This window comes from Pectobacterium hainanensis, from assembly GCF_046237015.1.
Lineage (GTDB): Bacteria > Pseudomonadota > Gammaproteobacteria > Enterobacterales > Enterobacteriaceae > JBJYIN01.
The window spans coordinates 44,381-62,162 of the sequence record NZ_JBJYIN010000002.1; the positions used below are offsets into that span (position 1 = coordinate 44,381).

17 protein-coding genes are annotated in these 17,782 nt (G+C 49.9%); 13 read left to right on the forward strand and 4 right to left on the reverse strand.

The genetic code is table 11. From position 1 onward, the window contains the following. The first annotated feature begins 85 nt into the window (after positions 1-85). Positions 86-1,405 carry an aminopeptidase PepB gene (gene pepB, locus ACKPVM_RS02285; RefSeq protein WP_409306547.1) on the forward strand — a complete coding sequence of 440 codons (1,320 nt, stop codon included), beginning with the start codon at positions 86-88 and terminating at the stop codon, positions 1,403-1,405. Between the two features lie 41 nt (positions 1,406-1,446). Next, positions 1,447-2,241: an enhanced serine sensitivity protein SseB gene (sseB, locus tag ACKPVM_RS02290; protein ID WP_409306549.1), complete on the forward strand. Its 795-nt coding sequence runs from the start codon at positions 1,447-1,449 to the stop codon at positions 2,239-2,241. Between the two features lie 58 nt (positions 2,242-2,299). Here the strand turns inward: sseB and sseA are convergent, their stop codons facing one another. Further along, positions 2,300-3,163: a 3-mercaptopyruvate sulfurtransferase gene (gene sseA, locus ACKPVM_RS02295; protein WP_409306550.1), complete on the reverse strand. Its 864-nt coding sequence runs from the start codon at positions 3,161-3,163 to the stop codon at positions 2,300-2,302. Positions 3,164-3,572: 409 nt separating this feature from the next. Here sseA and ndk point away from each other — a divergent pair, with 409 nt between their 5' ends. From ndk to ACKPVM_RS02350, 11 genes are all read left to right on the forward strand, one after another. After that, positions 3,573-4,001 (forward strand): nucleoside-diphosphate kinase, encoded by a 429-nt coding sequence (gene ndk / locus ACKPVM_RS02300; RefSeq protein ID WP_409306552.1) that lies wholly within the window; start codon positions 3,573-3,575, stop codon positions 3,999-4,001. Between the two features lie 215 nt (positions 4,002-4,216). After that, the gene (rlmN, locus tag ACKPVM_RS02305; protein WP_409306553.1) at positions 4,217-5,413 is read left to right on the forward strand and encodes a dual-specificity RNA methyltransferase RlmN; all 1,197 of its coding nucleotides are present in this window, start codon (positions 4,217-4,219) and stop codon (positions 5,411-5,413) included. 182 nt (positions 5,414-5,595) lie between these two features. Next, positions 5,596-6,351 carry a type IV pilus biogenesis/stability protein PilW gene (pilW, locus tag ACKPVM_RS02310; protein WP_409306554.1) on the forward strand — a complete coding sequence of 252 codons (756 nt, stop codon included), beginning with the start codon at positions 5,596-5,598 and terminating at the stop codon, positions 6,349-6,351. Beyond that, the gene (gene rodZ, locus ACKPVM_RS02315; protein WP_409306555.1) at positions 6,341-7,348 is read left to right on the forward strand and encodes a cytoskeleton protein RodZ; all 1,008 of its coding nucleotides are present in this window, start codon (positions 6,341-6,343) and stop codon (positions 7,346-7,348) included. Before pilW ends, rodZ begins: the two co-directional genes overlap by 11 nt. A 43-nt stretch (positions 7,349-7,391) precedes the next feature. Continuing rightward, positions 7,392-8,513 (forward strand): flavodoxin-dependent (E)-4-hydroxy-3-methylbut-2-enyl-diphosphate synthase, encoded by a 1,122-nt coding sequence (gene ispG, locus ACKPVM_RS02320; RefSeq protein WP_409306556.1) that lies wholly within the window; start codon positions 7,392-7,394, stop codon positions 8,511-8,513. Positions 8,514-8,657: 144 nt separating this feature from the next. Then, positions 8,658-9,932 (forward strand): histidine--tRNA ligase, encoded by a 1,275-nt coding sequence (gene hisS / locus ACKPVM_RS02325; RefSeq protein ID WP_409306558.1) that lies wholly within the window; start codon positions 8,658-8,660, stop codon positions 9,930-9,932. 13 nt (positions 9,933-9,945) lie between these two features. Continuing rightward, positions 9,946-10,566: a YfgM family protein gene (locus tag ACKPVM_RS02330; RefSeq protein ID WP_409306559.1), complete on the forward strand. Its 621-nt coding sequence runs from the start codon at positions 9,946-9,948 to the stop codon at positions 10,564-10,566. A 10-nt stretch (positions 10,567-10,576) separates the two neighbouring features. Continuing rightward, positions 10,577-11,758, forward strand: a complete 1,182-nt coding sequence (bamB, locus tag ACKPVM_RS02335) for an outer membrane protein assembly factor BamB (RefSeq protein WP_409306561.1) — start codon at positions 10,577-10,579, stop codon at positions 11,756-11,758. A gap of 147 nt (positions 11,759-11,905) precedes the next feature. After that, positions 11,906-13,399, forward strand: coding sequence for a ribosome biogenesis GTPase Der (der, locus tag ACKPVM_RS02340; RefSeq protein WP_409306563.1), 1,494 nt, complete (start codon positions 11,906-11,908; stop codon positions 13,397-13,399). A 62-nt stretch (positions 13,400-13,461) separates the two neighbouring features. Further along, complete coding sequence (locus ACKPVM_RS02345) at positions 13,462-14,421, forward strand: AEC family transporter (RefSeq protein ID WP_409306564.1); 960 nt, start codon at positions 13,462-13,464, stop codon at positions 14,419-14,421. A gap of 37 nt (positions 14,422-14,458) precedes the next feature. Continuing rightward, positions 14,459-14,683 carry a zinc ribbon domain-containing protein gene (locus ACKPVM_RS02350; RefSeq protein WP_409306565.1) on the forward strand — a complete coding sequence of 75 codons (225 nt, stop codon included), beginning with the start codon at positions 14,459-14,461 and terminating at the stop codon, positions 14,681-14,683. Between the two features lie 16 nt (positions 14,684-14,699). Here ACKPVM_RS02350 and ACKPVM_RS02355 read toward each other — a convergent pair whose 3' ends face one another. The 3 genes from ACKPVM_RS02355 to xseA form a co-directional block, all read right to left on the reverse strand. Then, a complete protein-coding gene (locus tag ACKPVM_RS02355) occupies positions 14,700-15,047 on the reverse strand; it encodes a protealysin inhibitor emfourin (protein WP_409306567.1) in 348 nt (115 codons plus the stop codon). Then, positions 15,044-16,087: a M4 family metallopeptidase gene (locus tag ACKPVM_RS02360; protein ID WP_409306569.1), complete on the reverse strand. Its 1,044-nt coding sequence runs from the start codon at positions 16,085-16,087 to the stop codon at positions 15,044-15,046. Before ACKPVM_RS02360 ends, ACKPVM_RS02355 begins: the two co-directional genes overlap by 4 nt. A gap of 166 nt (positions 16,088-16,253) precedes the next feature. Continuing rightward, complete coding sequence (xseA, locus tag ACKPVM_RS02365; protein WP_409306570.1) at positions 16,254-17,645, reverse strand: exodeoxyribonuclease VII large subunit; 1,392 nt, start codon at positions 17,643-17,645, stop codon at positions 16,254-16,256. Between the last annotated feature and the right edge of the window lie 137 nt (positions 17,646-17,782).

The window sequence follows — 17,782 nt, forward strand, 5'->3', positions numbered from 1 at the left end:
GCCCATACTGTTTCAGTGCCGTGGTGCGTAGCTACAGAAGCAAATAAGTACAGCGGCAAATATGAAAAGAATAGGGAGCAGAATTATGACAAGCGAAGCGATGCTGATTTCACTCTCCAACCAACCTGCTGATGCGCGCTGGGGAGAGAAAGCGTCATTAAGCGTAAACGAACACGGTTTTACTATTCATCTGAACGGAAATCATCTGAACGGGAAATCTTCCCTGCCGACGATCCAACGTGCTGCACGAAAAATTGATGCTCAGGGTATTAGGCACGTCAAACTGTCGGGCGATGGCTGGGATCTGGAAAACAGCTGGGCATTCTGGCAAGGATACCGAGCTCCAAAAGGGGAGCGTACGGTTGAATGGGCAGAATTGAATGAGAAAGATCAGAAAGAGCTGGACGATCGTCTGAAGATTGTCGATTGGGTGCGGGATACGATCAATCTGCCTGCGGAAGAATTAGGACCAGAGCAGCTTGCTACTCGGGCTATTGATCTGCTGTGTGATGTTGCCTGCGATGCTGTTAGCTATCGGATTACGAAAGGTGAAGATCTACGGACACAAAACTACGCCGGAATTTACACGGTAGGCCGTGGTTCTGAACGTGCTCCGGTATTACTGGCGCTGGATTATAATCCAACGGGGAACCCTGATGCCCCAGTGATGGCTTGTCTGGTTGGCAAAGGTATTACGTTTGATACTGGTGGCTATAGTTTGAAAACCAGCGGCTTTATGGATTCGATGAAATCCGATATGGGCGGCGCGGCAACGGTCGTCGGGGCCCTTGCTCTGGCGGCATCCCGGGGATTACAACAGCGTGTAAAAATGTACCTGTGTTGTGCCGACAACATGGTGAGCGGCAATGCGTTCAAGCTGGGCGATATCATCCGCTACCGCAACGGTAAAAGCGTTGAGGTGATGAATACGGATGCGGAAGGCCGTCTGGTGCTGGCCGATGGCCTGATCGATGCGTCTGAACAACATCCTCAATTAATCATTGATTGTGCGACGCTGACCGGCGCAGCAAAAATGGCTCTGGGTAATGACTACCATGCCTTATTCAGTTTCGATGATGAACTGGTCGCAGCATTACAGGCGAGTGCGAAGCAGGAAGGCGAGCCGTTCTGGCGTCTGCCGCTGGAAGAGTTTCACCGCAGCCACTTGCCTTCCAGCTTTGCGGATTTAAATAATATTGCGAGCGCGGCTCACAGTGCAGGGGCGAGCACGGCGGCTGCATTTTTGTCGCACTTTGTGAAGCATTACCAGCAAGGTTGGTTGCACATTGACTGTTCTGCCACTTACCGTAAAGGCGCGGTGGATCAATGGTCAACGGGCGCGACGGGGCTGGGCGTGAGAACGCTGGCGAATTTGCTGTTGAGCAAGGCGGGATCCAGTTTTTAACATGACGATGGTTTTTAACACGACGATGGTTGGAGAGCAGTATGGATTTTGCACCACAAAATAAGCTGGAAGAGGTTCTGGTGCTGGCGGCAACCGAGCCGGCGCATCGTCCTGAATTTTTCAGTGAGTTAATGGAAGCGACAGTCTTTGTATTAGGCCGTAGTGATGAAGATAGCGTGCCAGGCGAAAAAATCCTGCATGCCGGTAGTAATGTGCAAATTATGCATTGGGAAAAAGCAGACGGCTCTTCCGCCATTCCTTTTTTCACCTCGTTGGAAGCATTACAGCAGGCGATTACTGAGGAGCAATCCTTCCTGTCATTACCCGCCCGCTCACTGTTCGAGCTGACATTGGGGGCAACGCTGTTCCTGAATCCGAAACTGCCGTATGGGAAAGAGTTTCTGCCGCAGGAAGTGGAACATATGTTGTCGGGTGAAGGTCATGGGTTTGTTCAGCAGCGTGTCGTTGAAGAAGATATGCAGGTTTTGCTGAGCCAACCCGCCGAAATGCCTGCACAGATGATTGATTCTCTGACGCAACTGTTTGCCAAGCATCGCCATGTGAAACGGGCATTTCTGGCTCAGATTCAGGAGCCGGGCGAAGATCAACCGCATTTGCTGATCGGCGTTGATGTCGATCAGGACGAAGAAACGATCATCCGTGAAGCGGGTAGCGTCGCCAGTGATACCTTGCCGAACGATCGCCCTGTCGATCTGTGTCTGGTGAAGGAAGGCGAATCGGGGATCAGCCACTACATGATTAAACACACCACACCGTTTTATGAACGGAAGTGGGGAAGTTTCCTACGGGATTTCAAGAGCACCGGTAGAGCCTGATAGGTGAGATGGTTGTCACGGTGGCGTGTGAATCCACCGTGACGATCGTGCAGAAAAACTAATCAAGCGCAATGGGGACGTCATTACGGCTTCCCCAGTCACTCCATGCCCCATCATACAGCGTGACGTTTGGTACATTTAGCGCATGTAGTGCCAGAATGACGACGCAAGCGGTGACGCCGGAGCCGCAACTGGCAACGATAGGTCGACTGAAATCCACGCCATGTTTATGCAAAATAGTGGCGAGTTCGGCATTGGGTTTCAGAGCGCCATGGCTGACCAAATCATTCCAGGGAACATTCAAACTGCCGGGAATATGTCCACGGTGCAATCCGGGGCGGGGTTCGTCAACTTCACCATTGAAACGCGCTGCTGGTCGGGCATCAATAATTTGCGCCGATTGATCGCGGCTGATTGCGAATACGTCGTCACGATGACGAATAGCTGTGGGATTCCATTTCGCGTTGAAAATGGTTGACGCATGTTCAGTCATACCTTGTTCCAACGGAAGATTTTGAGCTTTCCAACCAGCGAGCCCGCCAGCAAGAATAGAAATCTTTTCAACGCCAAACGTATGTAGCATCCACCAGGCACGTGGCGCAGAAAAAAGATTCCCTTCATCATAGATAACAATGTGTTGCTGATGGCTGACACCAAGTTTGCCCATGGCGAGGGAAAATACCTCACTGGAGGGAAACATGTGTGGCAGGTCTGTACTGTGATCGGATAGTGCTTCAATATCAAAAAAGATTGCGCCGGGTAAATGTTCCGCGCGGTATTCTGCATTTATATCGCGGGTTTTCTCGCCTGGCGGTAGCATACGGGCGTCAAGAAGCACGATGTCGTTCAGATGTTCCGCAAGCCAGCTTGGAGAGACGAACCATTCATTGGAAACAGGTAGCTCAGAAGAAGATACTGTCATAATTCCTCCGCGTTGAGGCCAAGGGATTCAGCCCCGATATATAACCGTCATATTTCAAGCATTGTCAGTGATTTTTTCCGCTCCGACAAGGGCATGCTTGTTGCAACCTGGATTTTCTGAGAGCGCTCTGGCATGAGGGAAATCGAGAATAAGGTAGGATAAAAGATAACATTTTTTTAAAAAAATGTTATTTCACCGGTAGGCAGAGAAGGCCGCTACTCTTATAATCTGCGCCACTTTCACCGGCCGGGTGTACCCGTCATACTTCAAGCTGCATGTGTGTTGGCAATGCTCAGGCTCTTAGCTGAGCTTCCTCCAGCGGTTGCCGTCTGCCTGCAACTCGAATGATATAGGTATAGATAATTCTTATAATCCGGCTGTTATCTGACAGTTAGTTAATGAGGTCAATATGACGATAGAACGTACCTTCTCCATCGTAAAACCGAACGCCGTTGCCAAGAATGCCATCGGTGCCATTTATGCACGTTTTGAAAGTGCCGGTTTTAAGATTGTTGCGGCAAAAATGCTGCGTCTGAGCCGTGAGCAAGCGGAAGGTTTTTACGCGGAACATAAGGGCAAGCCGTTCTTTGATGGCCTGGTCGAGTTCATGATGTCTGGTCCTATCATGGTGCAAGTGCTGGAAGGTGAAAATGCAGTTCAGCGTAATCGTGACATCATGGGCGCGACTAACCCGGCAAACGCACTGGCCGGAACATTACGTGCCGATTATGCCGACAGTTTCACCGAGAATGCGGTTCATGGCTCTGATTCTATCGAGTCGGCACAGCGTGAAATTGCTTATTTTTTCAGTGATGATGAGATCTGCCCACGCGCTTGATCCCGTGCAGCATGACAGGTAAATGATAAATATCGCTGCTTTTTGCGATCGTGCCCCAGAGTTGCGATGTGATGGCATAGAAAAAATGCGGTGATGGTAGCTTACCTGTTTTAAACTTTGTACAATGCCGCGCCCCGAATGAGTCTGCGCTCATTCGGGGCGTATCATTTTCCCTTTTCGAGCCATAACGTGTAATAACGAGGCCAAGCGTTCCTATGTCTGTACAAAACGAGTCTGAACAAAGCGTGTCTGAATGCTCACCAGTATCTGGTGTTATCTCCCAGCCGACTAAAATTAATGCGGAAAAAATCAATTTGCTGGATCTGAACCGTCAGCAAATGCGGGAGTTTTTTGCTTCTTTGGGAGAAAAACCGTTCCGTGCCGATCAAGTGATGAAGTGGATTTATCACTATTGCTGTGATGATTTCACGCAAATGACGGATATCAACAAAGCCTTTCGTAATAAATTGCAAGAAGTCGCCGAAATTCGTGCGCCTGATGTAGTGGATGAACAGCGCTCGTCCGATGGCACCATCAAGTGGGCGATCTTGGTGGGAGGGCAGCGCGTCGAGACGGTTTATATTCCAGAGGAAGATCGGGCGACGCTGTGCGTTTCTTCACAGGTAGGCTGTGCGCTCGAATGTAAATTTTGCTCAACCGCACAGCAAGGGTTTAATCGTAACCTGCGAGTCTCTGAAATCATTGGTCAGGTATGGCGAGCGGCAAAAATTATTGGTGCCTTTAAGGTTACCGGTCAGCGGCCGATTACCAACGTAGTGATGATGGGAATGGGCGAGCCATTGCTCAATCTGACCAATGTCGTGCCCGCGATGGAAATTATGCTGGACGATTTCGGGTTTGGCCTGTCAAAACGTCGTGTCACGTTATCGACGTCAGGCGTTGTCCCTGCATTGGATAAGCTGGGTGACATGATTGATGTTGCTCTCGCCATTTCCCTACATGCGCCAAATGATGAAATCCGCAACGAAATCATGCCGATCAACAAGAAGTATGATATCGAAATGTTCCTGAGCGCTGTTCGTCGTTATCTGGAGAAATCCAACGCCAATCAGGGACGCGTCACGGTTGAATATGTGATGTTGGATCATATCAATGATGGTACTGAGCATGCTCATCAGCTTGCGGCGTGTCTGAAAAATACTCCGTGCAAGATTAACCTGATCCCGTGGAACCCGTTCCCCGGAGCGCCTTATGGTCGCAGTTCGAACAGCCGTGTTGACCGTTTCTCAAAAGTGCTTATGGAATATGGATTCACCACGATTGTCCGTAAAACGCGTGGTGATGACATCGATGCCGCTTGTGGTCAGTTGGCGGGCGAAGTCGTAGATAGAACGAAACGTACGCTGAAGAAAAAGATGGCGGGTGAACCAATTGCCGTGAAAACGGTCTAATGCCTGATTGTCCCGGCAATTAATGAGAGCGATAATACTTTCACGTTGCTAATCATACCGATCCAGGATGGATAATTTGTTCGGATGATTAGTTTGTTCGGATGGTTACCGCTTTCGCTTGTAAGTCCATATAACGTGTTCTTTAGTCTGTGGAGTGGAACGGCAAGAAAAGGAAGTCAACAATGACACAAGGATTAAGACAAGGAAAAGGTTGGTTGTTGCTTGTTGTTGTGGTGTGGCTGTCAGGCTGTAGCAGCCCCCGCGATACGGTGAATCCGGCTGTTGCGCAGACGCGTTTGCAACTGGGGCTGGAGTATCTGGCTCGCAATAATTTGGATGCGGCGCGCCAGAATCTAGAAAAAGCGTTGGATATCGCTCCTCAGGACTATCGAACGCAGTTGGGAATGGCGCTTTACGAGCAACGAATCGGCGAGAATCAGTCTGCCGAATGGCGTTATCAGCGCGCGTTAACGCTGGCACCAGAAAACGGTAGCGTAATGAATAATTACGGTGCGTTTCTGTGTAGTTTAGGGCAGTATGTAGCGGCACAGCGACAGTTTAGTGCGGCTGCCCAACTCCCTGATTACAGTCAGGTTGCCGATGCATTGGAAAATGCAGGATATTGTTTTTTCAAAGCGGGGCAAAACGATGATGCGCGCCGTTTGTTAAGTCGGGCACTCAAGTATGATCCGGCCAAAGGTGTCATGCTAATGGTCGAGGCTGATAGGCAATTTTCCTCCGGGAAGCACGAGCAGGCAAGATTGCTTCTGGATGTTTATCAGCATATTCTTCCGGCCAGTGCCGAGAGTCTATGGTTACAGGTTCGTTTCGCCGCGTTGGCGGGTCATGATGGCGATATAGAGCGTTATGGCAAATCGCTGGCGCGAAGTTTTCCACAATCTAAACAGTACCAGCAGTTCTTAGCTAATGAATACTGAAGCCACTCAAGATAATACAGAACTCAAAATTCCCGGCGAACGTTTACGTCAGGCGCGTGAGCGTCTTGGCTTGACTCAGCAAGCTGTTGCTGAACGTTTATGCCTTAAGCTTTCTACCGTTCGTGAAATCGAGGAAGGAAGTACTTCTGCGAATTTAGCCCCGACGTTTTTACGTGGTTACATTCGTTCCTATGCAAAGCTGGTTCATTTACCCGAAGATGAACTGTTGCCGATGCTGGATAAGCATGTCGTACCGAAAGCGTCGAATGTTGCCCCCATGCAAAGTTTTTCTCTGGGAAAAAGCCGCAAGAAACGCGATGGCTGGTTGATGACCTTTACCTGGTTGGTCGTGCTGGTGGTCTTGGGGTTGACCGGTGCATGGTGGTGGCAGAATCATCAGGCACAGCAGCAGGAAATTAGTAGCATGGTTGACCACGCCAGCTCAATGCAGGCGCAAACCGAAGGCCAGTCTGTACCGCTGGTGGATAGCAGTGAACCGCAGGACTCTGCGGTTTCAGCACCGTCCACATCGACGTCGGTCGAGTTACCGATAGACTCGTCGTCTCAGATAGCCGCCAGTCCAACGACGCCTCCTGCAACGCCTTCCCCATCAGCTTTACCGTCGCCTTCCGCATCACAATCTACCGTTTCTCAACCGCATGCTGTCGGTAGCGAGTCATCCGGTGTTGATGCTATAGCACCTGTAACCAATTCAACTTCTGCCGATCGTTCTACTACGCCGGTAGCGGTGGAGCATGCGCTGGTTATGAATTTCAGCGCGGATTGCTGGTTGGAAGTCGTCGATGCCAGTGGAAAGAAATTGTTCAGTGGTACGCAACGTAATGGCGGCTCATTAAACTTGAATGGGCAGGCACCGTATAAACTTAAGATTGGCGCACCTGCCGCAGTACAGATCCAATTTCAGGGTAAACCTGTCGATCTGAGTCGGTTTGTGAGAAGTAATCAGGTTGCTCGTCTTACGCTGTCTGCGGAATAACGTCACGTTTAGACGATGATGCTGTCATGTTGGAGAAGAAGTCATGCATAACGCTGCACCCATAACCCGTCGAAAATCAAAACGGATTTACGTCGGTAAGGTGCCTATTGGTGATGGTGCGCCGATTGCGGTTCAGTCCATGACCAACACCCGAACAACCGATGTTGATGCCACTGTTAATCAAATCAAATCATTGGAGCGTGTCGGCGTTGATATCGTGCGAGTATCCGTGCCTACTATGGACGCGGCAGAAGCCTTCAAACTGATCAAACAACGTGTCAATGTCCCGCTTGTCGCTGATATTCATTTTGACTATCGTATCGCGCTGAAAGTGGCGGAATACGGGGTGGATTGTCTGCGAATCAACCCTGGGAATATTGGTAATGAAGAACGTATACGTTCAGTGGTTGATTGTGCCCGCGATAATAATATTCCGATTCGTATTGGGGTAAACGGAGGATCGCTGGAAAAGGACTTGCAGGAAAAATATGGCGAACCGACGCCAGAGGCTCTGCTTGAATCCGCAATGCGACACGTTGATATTCTCGATCGTCTCAATTTCGATCAGTTTAAAGTCAGCGTTAAGGCGTCAGATGTCTTTCTTGCCGTACAATCTTATCGTTTGTTGGCTGCCCGCATTGATCAACCGTTGCATCTGGGGATCACGGAAGCTGGCGGTGCACGTAGCGGTGCGGTCAAATCAGCTATCGGCCTGGGTTTGTTATTATCCGAAGGGATTGGCGATACGCTGCGGATCTCGCTGGCGGCCGATCCGGTCGAAGAGGTGAAGGTTGGTTTCGATATTTTGAAATCACTGCGTATTCGCTCTCGTGGCATCAACTTTATCGCTTGTCCGACCTGTTCCCGTCAGGAATTTGATGTGATAGGAACCGTGAATGCGCTGGAACAACGTCTGGAAGATATTATTACGCCGATGGATGTTTCGATTATTGGTTGTGTGGTCAATGGCCCAGGAGAAGCGCTGGTTTCCACGATTGGCGTCACGGGCGGACATAATAAAAGTGGTTTTTATGAAGACGGTATCCGTCAACGAGAACGCTTCGATAATGAGCAGATGATCGATCAACTAGAAGCTAAAATTCGGGCAAAAGCATCCATGATGGATGAGAACCAACGTATTAGTGTTAATCTGGTTGATAAATAAACGCAGGCGGCGTGACATCCATAAAGTGTTGTCGACCGCATAATTAATGATTCCAGAACCCGATGGGGATACCTCGCATTGAAGATGCGCCGTCGATCCCTCTATAATCGGGTTTATTTTTTGAAAAACGCATAGAGAATTGACGTGGCAAAAAATATTCAAGCCATTCGCGGTATGAATGATTACCTGCCAGCCGAAACGGCATTGTGGCAACGTATTGAAAACAGCCTGAAACAGGTACTCAGCGGCTACGGCTACAATGAAATTCGTTTGCCGATTGTCGAGCAAACCCCGCTGTTTAAGCGCGCTATCGGTGAAGTGACCGATGTCGTTGAAAAAGAGATGTATACCTTTGATGATCGCAACGGCGATAGCCTGACTCTGCGCCCAGAGGGGACGGCAGGCTGCGTCCGCGCCGGTATTGAGCACGGTATTCTCTATAATCAGGAACAACGGCTGTGGTATGTCGGTCCTATGTTCCGCTATGAACGTCCGCAGAAAGGGCGTTATCGCCAGTTTCATCAGTTGGGCTGTGAAGTTTTTGGTCTGCAAGGGCCGGATATTGATGCCGAATTGATCCTCATGACCGCTCGCTGGTGGCGGGTACTGGGTATTGCCGATCATGTGAAATTGGAACTGAACTCGATTGGTTCATTGGATGCACGTGCCCGTTATCGTGAAGCGCTGGTCGCGTTCCTCGAGCAACATAAAGATCAGCTAGATGAAGATTGTCTGCGCCGGATGTACACCAACCCGCTGCGCGTTCTGGATACGAAAAATCCGCAGATTCAGGTGCTGTTGAACGATGCGCCAGTGCTCACCGATTATCTGGATGACGAATCGCGTGCACACTTTGAAGCATTGGGTGAACTTTTAACGCAGTCTGGCATCCCATATACCGTTAATCCGCGTCTGGTTCGTGGGTTGGATTACTATAACCGCACTGTATTTGAATGGGTGACGACCAGTCTGGGCGCTCAGGGTACGGTCTGTGCCGGTGGACGATACGACGGCATGGTTGAGCAATTGGGTGGCCATGCCACGCCAGCAGTAGGCTTTGCGATGGGATTGGAACGTCTGGTTTTGCTGGTTCAGTCGGTCAACCCTGAGTTTAAAGCGCACCCAAGCGTTGATGTTTATCTGATTTCGTCGGGTGAAGGAACGCAGGTTGCCGCGATGCAACTGGCTGAAGCTTTACGTGATACGCTGCCGCAGTTGAAATTAATGACCAACTATGGCGGTGGTAATTTCAAGAAGCAATTTACCAGAGCTGACAAATGGGGCGCACGTGTTGCGTTGGTTTTAGGTGAGAACGAAGTGGCGGCAGGTCAGGTTGTCGTCAAGAATCTGCGTGATGGCGAGCAAGATACGTTAGCACAGTCTGACGTTGCCGAACGTCTGGCTGCGTTACTGGATTGAGGAGAGAGACACCGTGGAAGTCTATACCACAGAGAATGAACAGGTTGATGCACTGCGTCGTTTCCTCGCGGAAAATGGGAAGGCGTTAGTCGTGGGCGTGGTGCTTGGCGTGGGGGCGCTGGTTGGCTGGCGTTTCTGGCAGAATCACCAGAGTACCAGCGCCATGTCGGCTTCTACGTCATATCAGAAAGTGACGGAACAATTGGCCGATGGTAAAGCGGAAGGCATTGCGGCTGCGGAGACCTTTAGCGCAGCCAATCAGAATAATTATGGTGTGCTAACTGCGTTGGAGCTGTCCCGTTATTACGTCGATCAAAAAGCGTTTGCGAAAGCTGAGCAGCAGCTTGTTCTGGCTCAGTCCCATACCAAAGACGATGATCTGCTTTCTCTGGTGAATCTGCGTTTGGCGCGGGTACAACTACAAGAGAATAAAACAGATGATGCACTGAAGACGCTGGATGCGATTAAGCTTGATGGTTGGGTCGCGCTGGCTGCTGATGTTCGTGGCGATGCGTTGGTCAGTAAAGGAGATCATCAGGCAGCACGTGACGCTTATAACAAAGGTTTGTCTGCTAACCCTCCGCAGGCATTGAAAGCATTGCTGACGATGAAATTAAATAACCTGTCCAGCTAAGAGGAATTCCATGCAATTGCGTAAAACACTTTTAGTAGGACTGGTTTCTGTTGCCCTGCTGAGCGGATGTTCGTTGTTTAACAGCGAAGAAGATGTAGTCACGATGTCTCCACTGCCGAAGGTGGAGAATCAGTTCACCCCCACTAAAGTGTGGAGCCGTTCTGTCGGTGGCGGAATTGGTGAGTTTTATTCTAATTTGCATCCTGCGTGGCAGGATAGCCGTGTATTCGCGGCCGATCGTCGAGGCACCGTTAAAGCGCTGGATCTGAACGATGGTAAAGAAATCTGGCAGGCTGATTTGTCAGAGAAAGCCGGGTTCCTTTCACGTAATAATCCCGCCTTACTGTCCGGTGGTGTTTCTGTTTCTGGTAATCATGTTTATGTGGGCAGTGAACGCGCTCAGGTTTTTGCCCTTAATGCCGAAGATGGGACGCCAGTATGGCAAACCAACGTCGCAGGGGAAGCGCTTTCTCGTCCAGTAATCAGCGATGGCGTTGTCCTGATTCACACCAGCAACGGTATGTTACAGGCATTAAACGAGGCTGACGGCGCGATTAAATGGAGCGTTAACTTGGATATGCCAACGCTTTCCTTGCGTGGTGAGTCGGCACCTGTCGCTGCGTTTGGGGCAGCGATTGTTGGTGGGGATAATGGCCGAGTGAATGCGGTACTGATTAATCAGGGCCAATTAATTTGGCAACAGCGTATTTCTCAGCCTAGTGGTGCAACGGAAATTGATCGCCTGAATGATGTTGATACCACGCCGGTAGTCGCGGGTGAGGTGGTCTATGCCTTGGGTTATAATGGCAACATGACCGCGTTGGATCTGCGTTCAGGCCAAATCCTGTGGAAACGTGAGCTTGGGTCAGTACATGATTTCATCGTTGATGGCGATCGTATTTATCTGGTCGACCAGGATGATCGTATTGTGGCGTTGAATACTAACGGTGGTGTCAACTTATGGCGTCAGAGCGATCTGCTGCACCGTGGTCTGACGGCACCTGTATTGTTCAATGGCTATTTGGTCGTGGGCGATACGGAAGGGTATTTGCATTGGTTAAATACGTCGGATGGTCGCTTCGTTGTTCAGCAGAAAGTGGACAGTTCCGGTTTCCTGAGTAAACCCGTGGTTGCCAGTGACAAATTGCTTATTCAGGCAAAAAATGGCGAGGTATACGCCTTTACCCGTTAGTTAACACATCACGCTATTTGGATCGCTTTTTTGAATAAAGGCGATCTCATAACGGCTCCTGGTAGTATCAGGGGCCGTTTCGTCTTTTTATCGTTGGCGAGTGATCTCGTTGTAACGTATTGAAATATAAGTAATGAGGTTGTAACAATGATACCTGTCGTCGCGCTGGTCGGACGTCCGAATGTGGGAAAATCCACACTATTTAATCGTTTAACGCGCACCCGTGATGCGTTAGTGGCGGATTTCCCTGGGCTGACTCGTGACCGCAAGTATGGTCGTGCGGAAGTGGAAGGGCATGAGTTTATTATCGTTGATACTGGCGGTATTGATGGTACTGAGGATGGCGTTGAGACACGCATGGCGGGGCAGTCGCTGGTAGCAATTGAGGAAGCGGATATTGTTCTGTTTATGGTTGATGCCCGCGCTGGATTAATGCCCGCGGATGAAGGGATTGCCCGGCATTTGCGCAGTCGCCAAAAAACCACCGTTCTGGTCGCTAATAAAACCGATGGTCTCGATCCTGATACGGTAACGGCGGATTTTTATTCGCTTGGCATGGGGGATGTCTATCCTATCGCTGCATCTCATGGACGTGGCGTGACCTCTTTATTGGAAAAGGTTTTGCTGCCGTTTGTGCAGGATGAAGTGGTTGAACCTGTTGAGTTAACCGAAGAAGAAGAGAATGCCGCTTACTGGGCAGAACAACTGGGTAATGAACAGTATAACGAAGATGAAAATGCCGAGGATGATGATTTCAACCCGGAAGATTTGCCGATAAAACTGGCGATAGTCGGACGACCTAACGTAGGTAAGTCCACACTGACTAACCGAATTTTGGGTGAAGATCGCGTGGTGGTTTACGATATGCCGGGCACGACGCGCGACAGCATTTACATTCCAATGGTTCGTGACGAACGTGAATATATTCTGATTGATACCGCCGGTGTGCGTAAACGCGGGAAAGTGACAGATACCGTTGAAAAGTTCTCGGTGATCAAGACGCTGCAAGCGATTGAGGATGCTAACGTTGTGCTGTTGGTGATCGATGCACGTGAAGGTATTTCCGATCAGGATCTCTCGCTGTTGGGCTTTATCCTCAATAGTGGGCGTTCACTTGTGATTGTGGTCAACAAGTGGGATGGATTGTCGCAGGAAGTACGCGACGAAGTGAAAGAAACGTTAGATCTGCGTCTCGGTTTTATTGATTTTGCTCGTATTCACTTTATTTCGGCACTGCACGGTAGCGGCGTGGGGAATTTATTTGAGTCGGTGACGGAAGCGTATTCCTGTGCGACGCGACGCGTAGGAACGTCGATGTTGACTCGTATTATGCAAATGGCTGTCGATGACCATCAACCACCGATGGTGCGTGGTCGCCGTGTGAAGCTGAAATACGCGCATGCGGGGGGATATAATCCGCCGATAGTGGTAATCCACGGTAATCAGGTGAAAGATTTACCTGATGCCTATAAGCGTTATCTGATGAACTACTATCGTCGTTCGCTGAAGGTGATGGGAACGCCGATCCGTATTCAGTTTAAAGAAGGGGAAAACCCTTTCGCAGATAAACGTAATACGCTGACGCCAAACCAGCTCCGTAAACGTAAGCGTTTGATGCAGCATCTCAAAAAAAATAAATAATTGACTGACGGGGCGGATATCATTATTCGCCCCGTTCTTTTGACTGCCCTATGAGGAAAGCCATGTCCTGGGAAACTTGGGAGTTTGCATTTCACGTCACTATGCCTAATCTGCTGCTCTTATTGCTAGGCATGGGCGTTCGTCGGTTAAATTTGTTGGATGATGCGTTCTGCGATTCCGCCATGAAACTGGTCTTTAATTTGGCTTTGCCCTGCCTGCTTTTTTTCAGCATAGCAACGAATCAGCAGTCAATTGCTAATCATTTGCCGATGATGATTTACGGTACGCTGGGAACTATTGCCACATTTTTGCTATTGGAGTGCGTTGCCGTGTACGTGGTGAAAGATCCGAGAGAACGAGGGATCTTCGTGCAAGGTGGTTTCCGCTCGAATACCGGTGTGATGGGGTTGGCGTTTGCGATGAGTGCTTACGGTAGTGAGGGCGTTGCGGTAGGTTCTATCTATCTGACCGTAACAGTCATTCTGTTTAACATACTGTCGGTTATCACGCTGACTCGCAGTTTGCGCCGCAGCGAGCAGGGTGGAAAGATTAGCAAAAAAGATCTCTTGGTGGGTATCGCGACGAACCCGCTGATTATCGGTTTGTTGTTAGGGCTTGCTTATTCTCGTATTTCGCTGCCGATACCCGACGTTATCAAACAAACTGGCAGTCTGGTATCCGCATTAGCACTGCCGCTGGCGTTACTCTGCGCGGGGGCGAGTCTGGATATCCGCACGATGTTACGTACGTCTAATGTTGCCGCGCTTTCATCCGCAGCCAAACTGATCCTGGTGCCCGCGTTATTGACTCTGGGGGGCTGGATTTTTGGGTTTCGCGGCGTCTCTTTGGGAATCATTTTTCTGTTTTCAGCCACGCCAACCGCATCGGGAAGCTATGCCATGACGCGAGCGATGGGGGGAAACGCCACGCTGGCAGCGAACATTATTGCCATGACGACGGTGGGATCGTTTTTTGTTACCGCGCTCGGTCTGTATTTTTTACGATCGCTGGGCGTCATTTAACGGTAGAGGTTTAAACAGAATCCTCGGGAGGAAAAGGATGGACGCGGTTTGCCCTGATTGTCATGACATAATGAATTGGCAAAATGGTGAGACTTTTCAGTGTCCCACCTGTTTGCATCGGTATATGCGTGAAGCCCGCTGTCCTGAATGCCAGCACCTACTTCAGCGGTTAACGTCTTGTGGCGCTGTGGATTATCTCTGCCAGCAACACGGGATGATATCCAAAAAACGAGTTCTGTTTCGCTATCTGACGGCTGTCTAGGCGAAACAACTCAGCGTTAAGGCCTCACACCTGTGCGCCACAATTCGGTTAATTCCGGCGGTGCGTGGTTCTCTGGAATCAAGAGAACCATTTCTGCGTACTGATGCTGTCGCGAGTGGCTATAGCGAATATGAATGCGGTAATAGAACTGATCGCCACGCCCGGGGCCATCGGTTTCCCCGGGTTCACGAGCCTGTGGCATGGCATGGCGAATGATATTGCCGATCCGCTCACGCTCGGCGGTTGATACATTTGCCAGCGCAAAACGTCGTGGCCCTGACAGGGCGGGAATCCAGGCAATCCCTCCTTCACGAGCCAATTCTATAACGACATCGTCGTTAAGCTCCGGCAAGGTATTTTTCATAAGAAATCTTGCCTCACTTCGACGCCGACGGTTTCCCATGATTTCTGAACAATATCTGCGACAGTCGGGTTGAACCGCTTAGCAGCATGTCGGATGGTATAGCGTGCGAAAATTTCGAAATCTGCGTTTTGTGGCAGCGTTTCATCACACAGTGTGTCATACCAGATTTTACCGGCTTTTTCCCATGAGTGACCACCCAGCGCGATGGCTACCAGGTAGAACGCGCGGTTAGGGATACCAGAGTTCAGATGGACGCCTCCGTTATCTTCTCGCGTATTCACGTATTCATTCATATGGGAAGGCTGTGGATCAACGCCGAGCAGCAAGTCATCGTAGGCTGTACCTGGGTGAGACATCGAACGCAGTCCCATACCGTGAATACCTTCAGCCAGCAGGTTTGCGCCAATAATCCAGTCAGCCTGTTCGGCGGTTTGCCCTAAGTGGAATTGTTTCACCATTGTGCCAAATACATCGGATAGTGATTCGTTCAGCGCACCAGACTGGCGGAAATAAATCAATCCCGCCTCGTTTTCGATTATTCCGTGGGCTAATTCATGGGCAACAATATCAATGGCAATGGTAAAGCGATTGAAGATTTTCCCATCGCCGTCACCGAATACCATTTGTTGCCCGTTCCAGAACGCATTCTGGTAATCCTGACCATAATGGACCGTTCCTGTCAGCATTAACCCTTTGGCATCAAGTGAATTGCGCTGAAAAATCTGCCAGAAAAAATCGTAGGTAATACCAAGATAACGGTAGGCTTCATCGGTTGCGATATCGCCATTGCTGGCTTGTCCTTCCGTTCTCACCAGCTTGCCGGGCAGTTGCTGCTGATTCTCAGCATCGTAAATTTCACGCTGCGCTTGTCCTGCCGGTAATGTTGCATGCGGTTCTGGTCGGGGATGATGGCTGACCATCAACGACTGAACATGCATCAGCGTTTGTTGAGCACACTGTCGTTGTTCTTCTGAGCCGTTAGAAATAATACGATGCAGAATATAGGGGGGGATCACACCATAAATCAGTCTGGACTTCATACCTAATCTCCTTGAACAGGCGGTCATCGGGTAACGCAGACGATCAACAAAGCTTACTCACTATTTTCACTGTCAGAATGAGTAAGTTGAACAGTCAGTATAGTCTAGAAGTCTCAGGGGATATTGAGGGCCGACCTTGGTTTTAGGACAAATCCTCAAATGGTAATCATGACGTTTTGCGTGGTTTGCCGGTTGGCATATTTACGTTGGCGTTTTGTGGTATGAGGGCGGTAACCTGGCTTTCCACCCAGCCATCTTGCAACCGGGTTTTTAACGTCTCACCTGGGGAGGTTTGGGATACACTTTTCAGTACGTTGCCGCTTGGTGCGGTCGTGACGTTATAGCCGCGTGCTAATGTTGCTAGTGGGCTGACGCCCTCCAGACGCGAGCAGGCAACACCTAGCCGTTGCTGATGTTTATTTAGATTACGTTCAGCAACATGCTGCATTTGAAAACGTAATTGTTGTAATCGCTGCTGTGCCCGATGGATTTTGGGCAAAGGTTGTTGCTGAAATAAGCGTTGTTCCGTTCGTTCATGACGACGTAAAATCTGCCTTAACTGCCCCTGTATAGCATCATCCAGGCGTTGCCGAAGTTTCACTAAGTGGGTCTGCTGACGTGCCAGTTTCAATTGCGGGTGTTGTTGCTGTAAACGGTGATGTAAACGAGTAAATTCGCGGTGGCGCTGCGCAAGGTAGTAATCCATCGCCATTTCCAATCGCTGACGTTGGGATTGAATCTGACGCAGTAATTCCAACTGATTTCGGCTTACCAGCTCTGCGGCGGCAGACGGCGTTGGCGCACGTAGATCACCCACAAAATCGGCGATAGTCACATCGGTTTCATGACCGACGGCGCTGACGATAGGAATCCGGCTGGCAAAAATGGCCCGCGCGACGCGTTCATCGTTAAAACTCCATAAATCTTCCAACGAGCCACCGCCGCGTCCGACGATCAATACGTCACATTCATCGCGTAGGTTAGCCAGTTCAATGGCTCGAACAATCTGTAACGGGGCTTCATTGCCCTGAACGGCGGTAGGGTAAACAATAACAGGAAGTGACGGATCGCGGCGTTGCAATACCTGCAATATGTCATGCAACGCGGCACCGCTAGCCGATGTAATGACGCCGACCTGCTTAGCGGGAGAAGGCAGCGACTGTTTAAATTGTTGATCGAATAAGCCTTCCGCCGCTAAACGCTGTTTTAATTGCTCAAACTGTTGTTGCAGCAAACCATCACCGGCGGGTTGCATGCTTTCGGCCAGTAGCTGGTAATCGCCTCGCGGTTCATACAGCGTAATCGTCGCGCGTATCAGGACCTGTTGCCCGCTCTGTGGGCGGAAAGTGACTCGTCGATTAGTGGTGCGAAACATCGCGCAGCGCACTTGGGCTCGCTCATCTTTTAGCGTGAAATACCAATGGCCGGAGGAGGGCTGAGAGAAGTTGGATATCTCACCGGAAAGCCATATCTGCCCCATTTCCTTTTCCAGCAGTTGCCGGACCGTCTGATTTAAGCGGCTGACGGTAAAAATAGCGGAAGCGGGGAATTGGGACATTGTGAGCCAGATCAAATTTTAAAACAGTGACTTAATTGGTTGATACTACCTGCCTGTGGAAGGTAATCAAGTATTTTAGTAAAAAATACTGGAGGCAATCGATTACGCTCTGTATAATGCCACGGCAATATTTTATC

Coding starts and splice junctions, on each gene's coding strand:
- pepB (WP_409306547.1), top strand. CDS start 86: ATGACAAGCGAAGCGATGCTGATTTCACTCTCCAACCAACCTGCTGAT.
- sseB (WP_409306549.1), top strand. CDS start 1,447: ATGGATTTTGCACCACAAAATAAGCTGGAAGAGGTTCTGGTGCTGGCG.
- sseA (WP_409306550.1), bottom strand. CDS start 3,163: ATGACAGTATCTTCTTCTGAGCTACCTGTTTCCAATGAATGGTTCGTC.
- ndk (WP_409306552.1), top strand. CDS start 3,573: ATGACGATAGAACGTACCTTCTCCATCGTAAAACCGAACGCCGTTGCC.
- rlmN (WP_409306553.1), top strand. CDS start 4,217: ATGTCTGTACAAAACGAGTCTGAACAAAGCGTGTCTGAATGCTCACCA.
- pilW (WP_409306554.1), top strand. CDS start 5,596: ATGACACAAGGATTAAGACAAGGAAAAGGTTGGTTGTTGCTTGTTGTT.
- rodZ (WP_409306555.1), top strand. CDS start 6,341: ATGAATACTGAAGCCACTCAAGATAATACAGAACTCAAAATTCCCGGC.
- ispG (WP_409306556.1), top strand. CDS start 7,392: ATGCATAACGCTGCACCCATAACCCGTCGAAAATCAAAACGGATTTAC.
- bamB (WP_409306561.1), top strand. CDS start 10,577: ATGCAATTGCGTAAAACACTTTTAGTAGGACTGGTTTCTGTTGCCCTG.
- der (WP_409306563.1), top strand. CDS start 11,906: ATGATACCTGTCGTCGCGCTGGTCGGACGTCCGAATGTGGGAAAATCC.
- ACKPVM_RS02345 (WP_409306564.1), top strand. CDS start 13,462: ATGTCCTGGGAAACTTGGGAGTTTGCATTTCACGTCACTATGCCTAAT.
- ACKPVM_RS02350 (WP_409306565.1), top strand. CDS start 14,459: ATGGACGCGGTTTGCCCTGATTGTCATGACATAATGAATTGGCAAAAT.
- ACKPVM_RS02355 (WP_409306567.1), bottom strand. CDS start 15,047: ATGAAAAATACCTTGCCGGAGCTTAACGACGATGTCGTTATAGAATTG.
- ACKPVM_RS02360 (WP_409306569.1), bottom strand. CDS start 16,087: ATGAAGTCCAGACTGATTTATGGTGTGATCCCCCCCTATATTCTGCAT.
- xseA (WP_409306570.1), bottom strand. CDS start 17,645: ATGTCCCAATTCCCCGCTTCCGCTATTTTTACCGTCAGCCGCTTAAAT.